General features: G+C 66.8%; 15 protein-coding genes. 11 read left to right on the top strand and 4 right to left on the bottom strand.

Features of this window, described 5'->3' with window-relative positions; translation table 11 throughout:
* Positions 1-73: 73 nt before the first annotated feature.
* The gene (locus ABWW33_RS05030; RefSeq protein WP_353399599.1) at positions 74-2,578 is read left to right on the top strand and encodes a putative bifunctional diguanylate cyclase/phosphodiesterase; all 2,505 of its coding nucleotides are present in this window, start codon (positions 74-76) and stop codon (positions 2,576-2,578) included.
* Between the two features lie 7 nt (positions 2,579-2,585).
* Here ABWW33_RS05030 and ABWW33_RS05025 read toward each other — a convergent pair whose 3' ends face one another.
* From ABWW33_RS05025 to ABWW33_RS05010, 4 genes are all read right to left on the bottom strand, one after another.
* Positions 2,586-3,365: a mechanosensitive ion channel family protein gene (locus tag ABWW33_RS05025; protein WP_176654727.1), complete on the bottom strand. Its 780-nt coding sequence runs from the start codon at positions 3,363-3,365 to the stop codon at positions 2,586-2,588.
* 137 nt (positions 3,366-3,502) lie between these two features.
* Positions 3,503-4,744: a glycolate oxidase subunit GlcF gene (gene glcF, locus ABWW33_RS05020; protein ID WP_353399596.1), complete on the bottom strand. Its 1,242-nt coding sequence runs from the start codon at positions 4,742-4,744 to the stop codon at positions 3,503-3,505.
* 8 nt (positions 4,745-4,752) lie between these two features.
* Positions 4,753-5,847 carry a glycolate oxidase subunit GlcE gene (gene glcE / locus ABWW33_RS05015; RefSeq protein ID WP_444550981.1) on the bottom strand — a complete coding sequence of 365 codons (1,095 nt, stop codon included), beginning with the start codon at positions 5,845-5,847 and terminating at the stop codon, positions 4,753-4,755.
* A gap of 10 nt (positions 5,848-5,857) precedes the next feature.
* Positions 5,858-7,348, bottom strand: a complete 1,491-nt coding sequence (locus ABWW33_RS05010; protein WP_353399593.1) for an FAD-linked oxidase C-terminal domain-containing protein — start codon at positions 7,346-7,348, stop codon at positions 5,858-5,860.
* A 186-nt stretch (positions 7,349-7,534) separates the two neighbouring features.
* Here ABWW33_RS05010 and ABWW33_RS05005 point away from each other — a divergent pair, with 186 nt between their 5' ends.
* From ABWW33_RS05005 to ABWW33_RS04960, 10 genes are all read left to right on the top strand, one after another.
* Complete coding sequence (locus ABWW33_RS05005; protein WP_176654730.1) at positions 7,535-8,098, top strand: hypothetical protein; 564 nt, start codon at positions 7,535-7,537, stop codon at positions 8,096-8,098.
* On the top strand, positions 8,098-8,343 hold the full coding sequence (locus tag ABWW33_RS05000) for a helix-turn-helix domain-containing protein (protein WP_176654731.1): 246 nt from the start codon (positions 8,098-8,100) through the stop codon (positions 8,341-8,343). Before ABWW33_RS05005 ends, ABWW33_RS05000 begins: the two co-directional genes overlap by 1 nt.
* A 232-nt stretch (positions 8,344-8,575) precedes the next feature.
* The gene (locus ABWW33_RS04995) at positions 8,576-8,704 is read left to right on the top strand and encodes a hypothetical protein (protein ID WP_353399589.1); all 129 of its coding nucleotides are present in this window, start codon (positions 8,576-8,578) and stop codon (positions 8,702-8,704) included.
* Positions 8,705-8,787: 83 nt separating this feature from the next.
* A complete protein-coding gene (locus ABWW33_RS04990; RefSeq protein WP_353399586.1) occupies positions 8,788-10,014 on the top strand; it encodes a hypothetical protein in 1,227 nt (408 codons plus the stop codon).
* Positions 10,015-10,035: 21 nt separating this feature from the next.
* A complete protein-coding gene (locus ABWW33_RS04985; RefSeq protein ID WP_353399583.1) occupies positions 10,036-11,007 on the top strand; it encodes a hypothetical protein in 972 nt (323 codons plus the stop codon).
* A 2-nt stretch (positions 11,008-11,009) separates the two neighbouring features.
* A complete protein-coding gene (locus ABWW33_RS04980; RefSeq protein ID WP_176654734.1) occupies positions 11,010-12,017 on the top strand; it encodes a lysophospholipid acyltransferase family protein in 1,008 nt (335 codons plus the stop codon).
* A gap of 17 nt (positions 12,018-12,034) precedes the next feature.
* Positions 12,035-12,706 (top strand): DUF2987 domain-containing protein, encoded by a 672-nt coding sequence (locus ABWW33_RS04975; RefSeq protein ID WP_176654735.1) that lies wholly within the window; start codon positions 12,035-12,037, stop codon positions 12,704-12,706.
* A gap of 13 nt (positions 12,707-12,719) precedes the next feature.
* Positions 12,720-13,592 (top strand): CPBP family intramembrane glutamic endopeptidase, encoded by an 873-nt coding sequence (locus ABWW33_RS04970; RefSeq protein WP_176654736.1) that lies wholly within the window; start codon positions 12,720-12,722, stop codon positions 13,590-13,592.
* Positions 13,593-13,672: 80 nt separating this feature from the next.
* Complete coding sequence (locus ABWW33_RS04965; protein ID WP_353399578.1) at positions 13,673-13,816, top strand: hypothetical protein; 144 nt, start codon at positions 13,673-13,675, stop codon at positions 13,814-13,816.
* 62 nt (positions 13,817-13,878) lie between these two features.
* Entirely contained in the window at positions 13,879-14,781 is a 903-nt protein-coding gene (locus ABWW33_RS04960; RefSeq protein ID WP_353399576.1) for a hypothetical protein, read from the top strand.
* The last annotated feature ends 23 nt before the right edge of the window (positions 14,782-14,804 follow it).

The raw sequence follows: 14,804 nt of genomic DNA, 5'->3' as shown, positions 1-14,804 counted from the left end.
TGGTCATTTCCAATCGAATCAGTCGCCTATGTCGTTGTTTGGAAAAATACTTTCGCAATGGATGCGGATGGGGATGTACTCCCGTTTGTTCCTGCCCATCTTCGTCATCATTGCCGTGGTGGTGGGCCTGCGATACACCTTGCTGTTCCAGTCGGAAACGGAATACGCCAATGCCCGCTATCAAAAAGACGCGGGAGAACTGGGCGTTTACCTGCACAAGGCCCTGCTGCCGGCGCTGACCACGCCGGACCGCGCCGCCCTCGACAACATCCTGTCCGGCGCCCTGCTGCTGGAGGCCGACCTGGTCTCGGCGCGGCTGGACTACGCCGGCGGCCATCTCGAGGCGCTGCGCAGCGCGCGGCCGGCGCCGTCGTTCCCCAACTGGTTCCACGACCTGCACGGGCTGGCGCCGATCGACCGCACCATCTACATCGGCAACGCCATGCTGGTGCTGGCCTTCGAACCGACGCTGCCGCTGGAACAGGTCTGGCGCACGCTGCACCAGCAGGCCGTCATCTCCACGGTCAACATCGCCATCATCTACACGCTGCTGGGCATCATCTTGTTCGCCAACAAGCGCATGCTCAAGCGCGTGACCGACACCACCACCCGCTTCCAGCACGGCGACCACAGCGTGCGCCTGCCGGTCAGCGGCACGCTCGAGGCGCGCACGGTGGCCATCACCTTCAACAACATGGCGCAGCGCGTGCAGGCGCTGGTGTACAAGCTGCAGCAAAGCCAGTCCGAGCTGAGCCGGCAATTGGAACAGACGCTGCGGGCGCAGGCGCAGCTGCAGGCAGAGAAGGACCGCATCGAAGTGACGCTGGCGTCGATCGGCGACGCCGTCATCACCACCGACCTGATGGGCAAGGTCGCCACCATCAACGACGTGGCGCAGCAGCTGACCGGTTGGCCCGAGTCGCGCGCGCGCGGCATGGAGCTGCATCAGGTGTTCGTCTTGGAGAACAACTTCGGCCAGCACTCGCTGCTCAAATCGATGGCGGCGATCTACGCCGGCGGCGAAGTCGTCAAGGTCGGCAACCAGAGCCTGCGCAACCGCCTCGGCCAGAGTTTCACCGTCGAATACACGGCCAACGCGATCCGCGCCGCGCTTGGCGAGGTGCAGGGTTCGGTGCTGGTGTTCCGCGACGTGACGGAGCGCCGCCAGCTGATGCAGCAGATCTCCTGGCAAAGCAATCACGACATCCTGACCGGACTGCCCAACCGCGCCGCGCTGGCGGCCCGCTTCGAGCAGGAAGTGGACCGCGCGCGCGACCAGGACTACCTGCTGGCGGTGTGCCTGTTCGACCTCGATCACTTCCAGCACGTGAACCAGACGCTGGGCCAAACCGTCGGCGACGAGATCCTCAAGCAGGCCGCCAGCCGCCTGCACGACTTTGCCGGCCAGCGTCATTACGTGGCGCGCCTGGGCGGCGATGAATTCGTGCTGCTGCTGCCCGAACTGGAAGACCGCGCCGGCGTCGAGCGGGCGATGGAGCGGCTGATGGCGGCGCTGTCGCGCGACTATGTGTGCGAAGGCCAGGCGGTCAGCATGTCGGCCAGCGCCGGCATCGCCGTCTACACCGGCAACGAGATCAGCGCAGACAGCCTGCTGCGCCATGCCGACCAGGCGCTGTACCAGGCCAAGATCACGGGCCGCAACCGCTATCATTTCTTCGACGCCGACCTGGACGAACAGGTCCGCACCCATCACAACCGCCGCACCGAGGTCCGCGCCGCGCTGCGCGCCGGCGAACTGCGGCTGTACTACCAACCCAAGCTGGACATGCGCAAGGGCCGCATCGTCGGCATGGAGGCGCTGCTGCGCTGGCAGCATCCGCAGCGCGGCATCGTCGGCCCGATGGACTTCCTGCCCATCGTCGAGCACAGCGACGTGATCGTCGACATCGGCGAATGGGTGCTGCGCGAAGCCCTGCGCCAGCTGCTGGTCTGGCGCGAGTCCAACCCCGACTGGGTCATCAGCGTCAACATCGCCGCGCGCCATTTCCAGCGTTCCGACTTCGTGGGGCAGCTGACGGCGATCCTGGCCGAGTTCCCGCAAGTGCCGCCGCACATGCTGGAGCTGGAGATACTCGAGTCGTCGGCGCTGAGCGACATCAGCCACGTGCGCCGCATCATGCTCGAGTGCCAGGCGCTGGGCATCAGCTTCGCGCTGGACGATTTCGGCACCGGTTACTCGTCGATGTCCTACCTGAAGCGCCTGCCGGCGGACGTGCTGAAGATCGACCAGAGCTTCGTGCGCAACATGCTGGTGGACCGCGACGATCTGCACCTGGTCAGCGCCGTCATCGGCCTGGCCAGGTCCTTCGGCCTGGGCGTGATCGCCGAGGGGGTCGAGACCATCGAGCACGGCGCCATGCTGATGCGGCTGGGCTGCGACCTGGTGCAGGGCTACGGCATCGCCCGGCCGATGCCGGCGGACGATGTGCTGCCCTGGGTCGCCAGCTTCGACCAGGCCAAGGTGTGGCAGGCGGCAGCTCAGCTGCCGCCTATCCTCAACCTGCACAGCGAACCGGCCGCCAGCACGTCGCAGATGCCCTTGTTCGTGCAGGGTTAGCTATAGGCTAGACGGCGGCGCGCCGTTCGCTCATGCGCCGCTCGCTGAGCGAGCTGGGGCCGATCGCCTCGCCTATCCCTTCGGCCGTCTGCACGCCGCGCACCGTCCGGCGCTTGGCATACCAGTCGCGGATGATCTGGCCGGCCGTCTCGCGCGCGCCCAGCCCGAACGCCAGGCCCGCCGCCAGCGCCACCGCGCCGACCAGCGCCACAAACAGCGCATCGACAAACATGGTCGCGATGCCGAGCTGGCCGATCGCCACGATCACGCCGAAGCCGAGCACCAGGCCACTGGCCACCTTGCCCAGCAGGTCGGCGTTGCGCAAATCGCTTTCCGTGGCGGCGCCGCGCACCAGCTTGCCCAGCGAGTTGGCCGCCAGCCCGGCGATTACCAGGATCACCACCGCCACCACCACGTTCGGCAGCCACAGCAGCACCTGCCGCAGCACTTCCGACACCGCCGGCAGTCCCAGCGCATCGAAAGCGACCACCAGCGCAATCAGCCGCACGAACCACTTGACCACGGCGCCCACCACGCCGGCCGAATCCATCGGCATGCCCATGTTGTGGAAGAAGCCGGCCAGGCCGGCACGCTGTGCCAGGTCATTGAATTTAACGGAGCGCAGCAGGACCATTATGGCTTTCGCCAGCGCGGCCGCGATCAGCCAGCCGACGATGAGTATGACCGCAAATCCGATCAGTTTCGGGATCGCCTGAAACAGCATGGCCATGGCGGCGGACAGCGATGTCATCAAGGCCGTTCCCCACTCGGTGATTTGATTTTGCATGATTCCTCCAGTTGGTTCGATTGATCGCATGGAGGCAGGCCGCACCGGCGCCGCCGTTGCCTCCCCCACCCTTGTGAGGCAATCGGCGACGGTCAAAGTTCCTGATTTACGCTGCGCCTTTGACGGGCGCCAAAAAACTAAGTCAGCGCGCGGTCGATCAGCTCGATCCAGTGCGTCACCGGCGTCTGCGTGCCCGACTGCAGGTGCGCGCTACAGCCGACGTTGGCCGAGACGATGGTGGCGGCGCCGGTATCGGCCAGGTTGGCCAGCTTGCGGTCGCGCAGCTGCAGCGACAGCTCCGGCTGCAGCAGCGAATAGGTGCCGGCCGAGCCGCAGCACAGATGGCTGTCGGCGCACAGCACGACGTCGACGCCGACCGCGCGCAGCACGCCCTCGACCTTGCCGCGTATCTGCTGGCCATGCTGCAGCGTGCACGGAGGGTGGTAGGCGACGCGTCCGCCGGCGCTGCCGTTACTGTTGCCGGTGCCTGCGCGGCGCTTCAATTCCTCTTCGAATTCGGGCATGACCTCGCTCAGGTCGCGCGTCAACGCGGCAATGCGCTGCGCCTTGTCGGCGTAGGCGCTGTCATGCGCCAGCAGGTGGCCGTATTCCTTGACCGTGACGCCGCAGCCGGAGGCCGTCATCACGATCGCCTCGACCGCGCCGTCCCGCACATACGGCCACCAGGCATCGACGTTGCGGCGCATGTCGTCCAGCGCCGCTTGCTGGTCGTTCAGGTGGTGGCGCAGCGCGCCGCAGCAGCCGGCCTTGGGCGCCACCATCAGCTGCACGCCCAGCGCATCCAGTACACGCGCGGTGGCGGCGTTGATGTTGGGCGCCATCGCCGGCTGCGCGCAGCCTTCCAGCACCAGCATCTTGCGCGCATGTTCGCGCGTCGGCCAGGCGCCGGCGCCCTGCATCGCCGGAATCTTGTCCTGCAGCGCAGGCGACAGCAGCGGGCGGAAAATCTGTCCCGCGCGCAGGGCCGCCGTGAACACCGCCTTGCGCGGCAAGGCTTGCTTCAGCACCAGCCGCTTCATGCGCTCGATGAACGGGCGCTCGACGCGCTCCTCCACCACCTTGCGCCCGATGTCGATCAGGCGCCCGTACTTGACGCCGGACGGACAGGTGGTTTCGCAGTTGCGGCAGGTCAGGCAGCGGTCCAGGTGGGTTTGCGTCTTGACCGTGACCGGCGCGCCTTCCAGCACCTGCTTGATCAGGTAGATGCGTCCGCGCGGACCGTCCAGCTCATCGCCCAGCAGCTGGTAGGTCGGGCAGGTGGCGGTGCAGAAGCCGCAGTGGACGCAGGCGCGCAGGATGGCGTCGGCCTCTTCGCCTTCGCGGGTGTTCTTGATGAAATCGGCGAGATTGGTTTGCATAGGCGTGGTCAGTACATGCGGCCGGGGTTGAAGATCCCTGCAGGATCGAAGGATTGCTTCAGCCGTTCGTGGATTTTCGCCACGGCCGGCGCCAGCGGATGGAATACGCCGACGCTCTTGTCCGCGCCGTGGAACAGCGTGGCATGGCCGCCGGCGGCCGCCACGGCGCCGCGGATGCCGGCCGCCTGTGCGGCGTCGCATTCGTCCATCCTCAGCCAGCGCTGCGCCCCGCCCCACTCGATCAGCTGTTCGCCGCGCAGGATGATGGCGCTGGCCGCCGATGGCAGCGACAGGCGCCACAATGCGCCGTCGCTGGCGCCGCTGCTAAAATATGCATGCGATTGATCGCGCAGCGCGGCCCAGAACGCCGGGCCGTCGTCAAGGGCCTGGCCGCCAAGCTTGCGCAGCGCCGCGTCCACCGCCGCCTCCGCGCCGGACAGGCGCAGCGACAGCACGTCCCGGTGCCAGCAGCTCGCGGATATCGGCAGCGGCTGGCCGGCCCATTCGTTCAGCCGGCGCAGCGCGTCGATCTCGCTCATCTCGAAGCACAGGCTGGCCTCGCGCACCGGAACCGGCAGCACCTTGAGCGACACCTCCAGTATCAGGCCCAGCGTGCCCAGCGACCCTGCCAGCAAACGCGAGACATCGTAGCCGGCCACGTTCTTCATCACCTGGCCGCCGAAGCGCAGCGCCTCACCGTGGCCGTCCATCAGCACCGCGCCCAGCACGAAGTCGCGCACCGCTCCGGCGCTGGCGCGGCGCGGGCCTGACAGCGCGCTGGCCACCACGCCGCCGATGGTCGATTCCGCGCCGAGACGCGGCGGCTCGAAGGCCAGCATCTGGTTGTGCTGCGCCAGCAGCGCCTCGATTTCCGCCAGCGGCGTGCCGCAGCGCGCGGTGATCACCAGTTCCGTCGGCTCGTAGGCGACGATGCCGGCGTACGCGCGCGTATCGAACACTTCGCCTTGCAGCGACTGGCCGTACCAGTCCTTGGTGCCGCCGCCGCGCAGGCGCAATGGTTGGCCGGCGGCCGCCGCGGCGCGTATGCGCACGCTGAAGTCTTGGGCGATGGAGTGCATATCGGTGGTCAGGTTGTTCGTCATGCTGCTCCGTTCAGTAACGCGGCAAATGGGAGAACGGCAGCATGCCGCCGCTGACGCGCATCTTGCCGAATTCGGCACAGCGGTTCAGCGTGGGAATGGCCTTGTCGGGATTGAGCAGCCCCGCCGTATCGAAGGCGCGCTTCACCGAGAAGAACGCTTCCAGCTCGGCGGGCGCAAACTGCGCGCACATGGAATTGATCTTCTCGATGCCCACGCCATGCTCGCCGGTGATGGTGCCGCCCACTTCCACGCACAGCGCCAGGATCTCGGCGCCGAACGCCTCGGCGCGCTCGAACTCGTCGGGAATGTTCGCGTTGAACAGTATCAGCGGATGCAGGTTGCCGTCCCCCGCGTGGAACACGTTGGCGCAGCGCAGGCCGTATTTGGTCTCCATCTGCGCGATCCCCTCCAGCACCTGGCCCAGGCGCTTGCGCGGGATGGTGCCGTCCATGCAGTAGTAGTCCGGCGAGATGCGGCCGGCCGCCGGGAAGGCGTTCTTGCGGCCGGACCAGAACTTCAAGCGCTCCGCCTCCGACTGCGACACCGCGATCGCGCTGGCGCCGGCCGTGTTGAGCACCGCCGACATGCGGGCGATTTCCTCTTCCACCTCCTCGACGGTGCCATCGGCCTCGCACAGCAGGATGGCGGCGGCGTCGGTATCGTAGCCGGCCTTGACGAACGGTTCGACCATGCGCGACGAGGTCTGGTCCATCATCTCCAGCCCGGCCGGGATGATGCCGGCGGCGATCAGCGCGGCCACCGCGTGGCAGCCCGCCACCACTTCGTCGAACGACGCCATGATCACGCGCGCGGTGGCCGGCTTGGGCACCAGCTTGACCGTCACTTCGGTGACGATGCCCAGCATGCCTTCGGAGCCGATGAACACCGACAGCAGGTCCAGTCCCGGCGCGTCGAGCGCCTCGCTGCCCAGCTCCACCACGTCGCCGTCGATGGTGACCACGCGCACGCGCAGCACGTTGTGCACGGTCAGCCCGTATTTGAGGCAATGTACGCCGCCCGAGTTCTCCGCCACGTTGCCGCCGATGGTGCAGGCGATCTGCGACGACGGATCGGGCGCGTAGTACAGGCCGTGCTGCGCCGCCGCTTCCGAGATCGCCAGGTTGCGCACGCCGGGCTGCACCACGGCGCTGCGGGAGTAGGCGTCCATGCGCACGATGCGGTTCAGGCGCGCGGTCGACAGCACCACGCCGTCGGCGATCGGCATCGCGCCGCCGGACAGGCCGGTGCCGGCGCCGCGCGGCACGATGGGCACGTTCAGCCCGCGGCACACCTTCAGCACCGCGACGATCTGCGCCTCGGTATCGGGCAGCACGACGATCATCGGCAGCTGGCGGTAGGCGGCCAGGCCGTCGCATTCGTAGGGGCGGGTATCCTCGGAATCGGACAGCACGCAGCGCCCCGGCAGCGCCTCGCGCAGGGCCTCGGCAACCTGTAGTCGGCGCGCGGTGACGGTGGCGGGAGCGGCGGGGGCAGTGTTCATGGAGGGCGTTTTTGGGCGGCGTATGGTCGAGAGTCGATTGTAAGCACAAAACCCGGCGCCGCCTAATACAGGCTGTTGTGCATAGCACCACAGCGCCTGCGCCGACGGCTCTTACGTTAAAATGTCGTTAATACAAGAATTTTTTGAGGCTGTACAATAATTTTTTACCGTAGAAAAATAAAACCCATGCTGTTCTCCACTCCCGGTCACAACCACATCCGCTACCTGTGCATCGTGCTGCAGATCGTGCTGCAGGTCTTCCTGGTGGTTCAGGTATCGTTCTTCATTCTCGCCTGGATGGTCCCCATGCCGTTCGAGCTGCTGTGGTGGGTGATGCAGGTGCTGCCAGACGGCATGAGCGTGGCCGACATGCAGCGGCTGTCTTCGCTGTATCGGCTGCTGGGCGTACTCATCGGCCTGCTGCCGCTGAGCTTTCTGGTGTTCGGCGTGATCCGGCTGCGGCAGACGCTGCGCGAATTGCAGCGCGGCGCCATCTTCGCCACCCGCACCATCGGCTACATGCGGGCGTTTGCCGGCGCCGTGTTCGCGTCGGTCACGCTGTCGAGTCTGGAACCGGCGCTGCGCGCCATCGTGTTCAACCTGGTTTCCAACACCCGCGCCTTCCGCATCGGCTTCGACGTCACCTCCAACGAGGTGCTGTTGCTGCTGGTGTGCGGGCTGTTCTACCTGATCGCCGCCATCATGCACGAAGGCCGCCGCCTGGGCGAAGAAAACGAAGGCTTCATCTGATGACCATCATCGTCAACCTGGATGTGATGCTGGCCAAGCGCAAGATCAAGTCGAAGGAGCTGGCGGCCTTCATCGGCATCACCGAACAGAACCTGTCGCTGCTCAAGTCCGGCAAGGTGCGCGGCATCCGTTTCACCACGCTCAACAAGATCTGCGAGCGGCTGGCCTGCCAGCCGTCCGACATCCTCGAATGGCGCCCGGACGAAGGCGACCCAGCCGACGACGCCGGCGGCGACGACTTCTAAACTTTCCCTCCACCTGGCCTGCACGCCGCCGATGCGCTCTTGCGCAGGCGGCGGCGCGCCCCTCGCATTCGATATAACAAAAAAACAACGCTTAAAAATATCGTAAAACAATAACAAATTACTGATTGACACAAAAATATGATCGATTTACTATTTATTCCAGCTGAACCGGGAACTATGCTGCAGTGTCGATCTCACAGCTACCTTGATAACCACCCACATGGAGTTTTAAATGGAAAACATCGAAATCACCCAAGTAGAATTCGTCGTCGAAGAACTGGAAGCCCGCTTCGAAATGGAAGCCGTGCCTAGCGTTCCAGCACCGGACTGGACCTACACCTGCTCGGTGTCCGACAAGTAATACCGAGCTGGAAACGGGAGTCGCACGCCTCGCTCCCGTTTCTCTTCCCGCATCGTCCATCCCTCCCCATTCCGCACTCCCCCATGGCCGCCATACCCACGCTCAAAGAAGGCATCCGGATCTCGCCGTACCGCGAAGCGGGCGCCGCACAACGCTTCCTGCTGGAGCTGGACAACCGCCATTTCCTGATTACCGCCAAGTCGCGCGCGCTGATCGAAGCGCTGCTGACGGCGCCGGCCACGCCCGACCAGCTGGAGCGCCAATACCTGCAACGCAGCGGCGCCGCGCTGCCGTCCGACGAACTGATCGCGCTGGCCGCCGCCACGCTGCCCGCCGCGCTGTTCAGCGACGCCGCCCCGGCCGCGCGCGGCAATCCCTTCACCATCAGCATCGACTTGCTGTCGCCGTGGTACGCCGGCCTGCTGACCGGCCGCCTGGCGTGGCTGTTCAAGCCGTCGCTCGCATGGAGCCTGGTGGCCATCTTCGCCGTGCTGCACGGCTGCGTGCTGCCGGCCGCCATGCACGCCGCCCACGAAGGCTGGAGCGGCAGCGGCGGCACGCGCCTGGTGGCCCTGCTGCTGCTGAGCGGACTGATCCACGAGCTGGGCCACACGACGGCCTGCCGCTATTTCAATTGCCCGCACGGCGCCATCGGCTTCGGCCTGTACGTGATCTTTCCCGCCTGGTACGCCGACGTCAGCAAGGCCTGGCGCCTGCAGCGCCGGCAACGCGCGGTGGTCGATCTGGGCGGCGTGTATTTCCAGGCGCTGATGCTGATCGGCGTCGACCTGTATGCGCTGGCCAGCGGCAGCCCCGACGCGCTCAAGCTGATCTGGCTGGTCACCTTCACCATGCTGTTCACGCTCAACCCCGTGTTCAAGTTCGACGGCTATTGGCTGCTGTCCGACCTCAGCGGCCTGCACAACCTGCACCGCCAGGTGCGCCAGGCCAGCGCCGAAATGCTGATGCCGCTGTTCGGCCGCGCCCGGCCCGGCGCGCGTTCGCCGGTGCTGTACGCCTACGGCCTGCTGAGCGGCGCCTACATGCTGTACTTCGCCAGCTTCCTGGTGACCGAAGTGCGGCGGCTGGCCCGGACGCTGCCGGACGCGCTGGCCGACAGCCTGCACCAGCTGGGCGCGGCCGCCGGCGCGGCCCGGCTGGCGGACGCCGGCTGGTCCGCGTGGCGCCTGCTGGGCGATCTGTTGTGGCCGCTGGTGATCGCCTCGGCCTGCGTCATGCTCGCCATGAAAACGCTGCGCGCGCTGGCCGGGCTGCGCAGCGCCGTCGTGCACGCCCGATTCGCCGCCTGACACCGCCACGGAGACGCCGCCATGTTCCTTCGCTTCCCCCGCCTCGCCGCCCTGTTGCGCCGGCCGCCGGCAGCCTCCTATGCGGCGCGCCTGCAGCACCAGCGCGCCGAGGCCAACACCACCCGCCTCGCCGCCAAGGGCTTGCAACATGCGCTGGCCCTGGGCAACGACGAGGCGATGCGCGTCGCCGGCGCCGCGCAGGCGGCCTACCGCCAGCTGTGCGCGCAGAGCTCGCCCGGCAGCGCGCCGCAGGCGCTGCTGCGCACGCTGAGCGACCGCCTGGCACAACACTCCTGCCTGCTGGCCCTGCCGTACAGCCTGCCCGGACTGCGGCTGCTGCGCCAGCTGGCCGCGTCCGGCCTGCGCATCGTCGTCGTCACCACGCCGGTGGTGGAGCAGGTGCTGGCCGAGATCGGACTGCCCGCCGACAGGCTGGCCAGCGTCGGCACCAACCATGTGGTGCGGATGATCAAGGCCGGCACGCCGCAGCCGACGCTGTACATCTCCTTCCCGGAGCTGCACGCCGGCAGCGACGGCACCCGCACCTGGGTCAGCTTTAACGGCATGCGCCACGCCGTGTCGCTGCTGGAACCCTTGCTGTGTTGCCTGGGACTGGAGGCGCTGTACACGCTGACTCCGGCCGAAGAACCCGAACTGACGATATTGCGACTGACGCCGCTGAAGCCGCGCGACGCCAGCCTGACCATCAGCTCCGTCACCAGCTGGCTGACGCTGCATCTGCAAGCGGCCGCCAGCGCGCTGCCGGCGCAGACGCTGTCCTGGTCCCAGTTGTACCGCGCCAGCGCGCCCTACCTGCAAGTCGAACGCGACGACCAGCTCAAGCAGCTGAACGCCTACATCGACGCCTGGCACCGCCACGGCAACGGCCTGGACGGCGGCACCTGCGCGGCGGCGCGCGCACGCCTGGCCGCCTGGGCCGCCCAACCTGTCACGCCCGCCCACCACGGCGCCGGCCTGCCGTCGCGAGGATAACCATGCCGTCAATGACCGAACTGCTGCTGCACCTGCGCCTGCACCTGGCGCGCGCGCAATTGGAACTGTCCAGCCTGGTCGAGCGCGACGGCCGCCGCCAGTTCGCGCAGGCCGTCGGCATCGCGCTGCCCGAACTGTCCGCAGCCGAGCTGGACCGCCTATACTTGCGCTACCGCCTGTCGATGCGCAATTTCCACCTGATCAAAACCCACCTGGCCGGGCTGGATGCGGCGCGGCTTGAATCGTTCGTCGCGCGCCATGTGCGCATCGAGGGCGACGTCTGCCTCGATCAGCTGAAGCGGGACGACAAGCCGGTCATCTTCGTCACGCCGCACTACGGTACCTTCCAGCTCGGCTGCCTGAAGCTGATCCAGGAAATCGGCCGCCACAAGACCGTCAACGCGTTCTACAACCCGCCGTCGGTCAGCAGCAGTTCCAGCGGTTTCGAGGAACTGTTCCAGCGCCTGGGCTACGGCTTCAACGCGCTGTTCAACGACGACAGCGCCGTGCTCAAGGCCTTGCGCGTGCTGCGCCGGGGCGAAGCGCTGACCATGATGCCGGACGTGTTCGACATCAGCGGCCATTCGCTGTACGTGCCGTTCTTTAACAGGCTGGTACCGGCGATGGCCGGCACCAGCCTGTTCGCGCTGAAGAGCAACGCCACCGTCATCGTCGGCCACAGCTGCCCCGGCGATGGGCTGGACACGACGGTACGGCTGGGTACGCCGTTGGCGGTGCAGCGCAGCGGCGACCTCGATGCCGACATCGCCGCGTTGACCGCCGCCATTTTCCGCGAGATCGAGGCGCAGATACGGCGCGCGCCGCAGCACTGGGTGTATTTGCCGGGCAGCGGCGAACTGCTGCAGCGGCGGCTGCGCGTGGACAACGGCTCGCCGCAGCAATGGCTGGAGCAACTGCGGTCGGCCGCGCCGGCCTTCAGCAATGCGATCCCTGAATTCCCCCAACTGTTGCAGGACCTGGCGCCACCGGCCCTGGCCGCAATGCAATGATCAACCGGAGAAGCCTGATGATCCACCCGATCCCGGCCGCGCTGTTGGCCTGCCTGTGCCTGAGCGCGGGCGCCGCCGAACGCGAACTGGCCGACTACCAGACACTGCTGAAAATCACCCACCTGGACAAGGTGTACGAGTTTCCCGCCGAGCAGCGCGACAAGCTGGTCATCCGCGGCAACATGAAGCCGCGCAACGCCACCATCCGGCCCGAGGAAGTGCGCCTGTTCCTCGTCGACGGCGGCGAGACCACGCGCCTGCCCGTCAGCGCCGACGGCGGCTTCGACCTGAAGTCCGATCCGCGCTGGCTCAAGGCCAACCCGATGATCTACACCAGCCTGGCGGCCGACGAGAAGTCGGCGTTTTCCTTCAGCGCCCGGCCGACGCTGCCCGACGGACTGCGCTTCAGCTACGCCAGCCTGATGACCAGCGTGCGCCAGATGAACGCCATGATGCGCGCCGGCGCCGGACCGATGCGCTTCTTCATGCCGACCTTCAGCGGCGTCGAGCTGCAGTTCCCCGCCACCGCCGCGCCGACGCTGGAGCTGCAGACGCGCGACGGCGTGCGCCAGTTGCGCGCCGACGCGCAATCGCGCATCCGGCTCAAGCTGGACGAAGCGCTGCTGGCCGCCAATGCGCAAATCCTGCTGTCGGCACGTCCGCTGGCGGCTGACTTCCTGACCGACTGAGGCCGCGCGCGCCATGCAACGGTCGACCGCCACGGCAGGGATCAGACACTGGCTCAAACACCGCGGCCTGCGGGCGCTGCGCTCGCCGCTGGCGCGCATCGCACTGGCCTGGTGCGTCGTGAGCCTGCCCGCGTTCGGGCTGGCCTCCCTGCTGGGACAGGATGCGTCACCGTTGTCCCAGCTGCTGCGTCCGCTACTGGTGACGGCGCTGTCGCTGGCCGCCTACTGCGGCTACGTGCGCCTGGTCGAACGGCGCCGCCCGGGCGAGCTGGCGGTGGCGGGCGCCTGGACCGAAAGCGGCGCCGGACTGCTGATCGGTGCGCTGGCGTTCGGCCTGGTGATGACGATACTGGCCGCCTCCGGCGCCTACCAGGTCGAAGGCCACAACCGCTGGGCCGAGCTGGCGCTGAACGTGCCGCGCTTCGTACAGGGCGCGGTGACCGAGGAGATCTTGTTTCGCGCCATCCTGTTCCGCATCCTGGAGCAGCGCTTCGGCAGCAGCGCCGCGCTGCTGGCGTCGGCGCTGCTGTTCGGCGCGCTCCATCTGAGCAATCCGGCCGCCACCCTGTTCAACGCTGCCGCGATTGCCATCGAAGCGGGTTTGATGCTGGCGGCCGCCTACATGCTGACCGGCCGGCTGTGGCTGTGCATCGCCATCCATTTCGCCTGGAATTTCGTGCAGGGACCGGTGTGCTCGGTGGCCGTGTCCGGCTATGCCCAGCAGGGCTTCCTGATCGGCAGGCTGGATGGGCCGGACTGGCTGACGGGCGGCAGCTTCGGCGCCGAAGCCTCGCTGGCCGCCGTGGCGGTGTGCACCGTGTCGGGACTGGTGTTGCTGACACTGGCGCGCGACGCCGGCCGCTTCGTGCCCGCCGGCAGGCGATAAGAAACACCGCAGCCGTCCGGGCTGCTCAGGGCCGCCGAAAACTGATCTAGAGTAGGCATAGCAACAATGAAGGAAATCGCATGGACCTCGCACTTTACGGCGTACCGACAATGACCGACCACATCGAGCAGAAACTGGCCCAGGTCAAGGAAGTCATTTTCGAGCAGATCGAAGCGCTGCCGGTGGCAATTGAATGGAGTTGCCCGACGCAGGAAGACTACTAAGCAGCACTTTTCGTTTAACTCCCGATGCTTTGCAAAGGCGCCCAAACGCCTTTGCTTTTTTTATGCAAAAATCCCGCACGATCATGGCATTGGCCAACATGCTGCGGCTGGGCATTCCGCGCCCCGCCGCCTATGCCCACATCCGCAAATGGCGCCGCTACCAGCAAAGCCTGCTGGCCAACGAACGCATGGACGCGCGCTACCGCCACCGAGGCCCGGTGCCGGACGCCAGCGTCTCGACGCTGTATATGTCCTGCCACTACGGCAGCTACCCGGTCCTGGTCAAGGCGCTGGCCGACGCATCGCCGGCGCGCAAGGTTTATTGCTGCATGAGTACGCAAAGCGACGAGCATGCGCAGATGTTGAACCGGCTGGCGCACCGGCACGGCTTCAGTATCCAGTTCATCCTCGGCGGCTTTCCGCTGATTAAAGGCATACGCCGCGCGCAAGCCGAGCGGGCGCCGATTTTCGTGCTGATCGACCGTCCTTGGGGGAGCGGCTCGCCGGCAGACACCAGCCACGCCTTCCTCGATGGGAACATCCTGGCCAAACCCGCGCTGTTCACGCTGGCCGAGCGCATGCAACTGCCGCACCGCCTGCTGTTCGCCGATCCCGCGCCGGATGGCTGCGTGATCACCGATCTCGGCCCGTTGTCCCAGCGGGACTGCCTGCGCGCGCTGGAGCAGCGCGTGGCCGCACATCCCTACTACTTCGACCGCATGTTCGACCTGCACAAGTTTTTCTGGAACGAACGACGGCACGACGCCTATCTGTTGTTCAAGGTGGAGGCCGGCCGCTACATCCTCGACATCGACCGCCAGCGCAGTTTCGAGTTGCCGGAACCGCTATACCGGCAGCTGGCGCAGGCCCGGCGCCGGCACGGCAATTTCGACGGAGTCGACGAACTGGCGCTCACCGGCCAGAGCGCAATATTCGGCCTGCGCCACCCGCGGCACGCCTGGTAGCGCAAAAACTGCTGACACCGCGG

The organism is Duganella hordei, assembly GCF_040369125.1.
Taxonomy (GTDB): Bacteria; Pseudomonadota; Gammaproteobacteria; order Burkholderiales; family Burkholderiaceae_D; genus Rugamonas; species Rugamonas hordei.
This window is presented reverse-complemented; position numbering and strand designations above follow the sequence as displayed.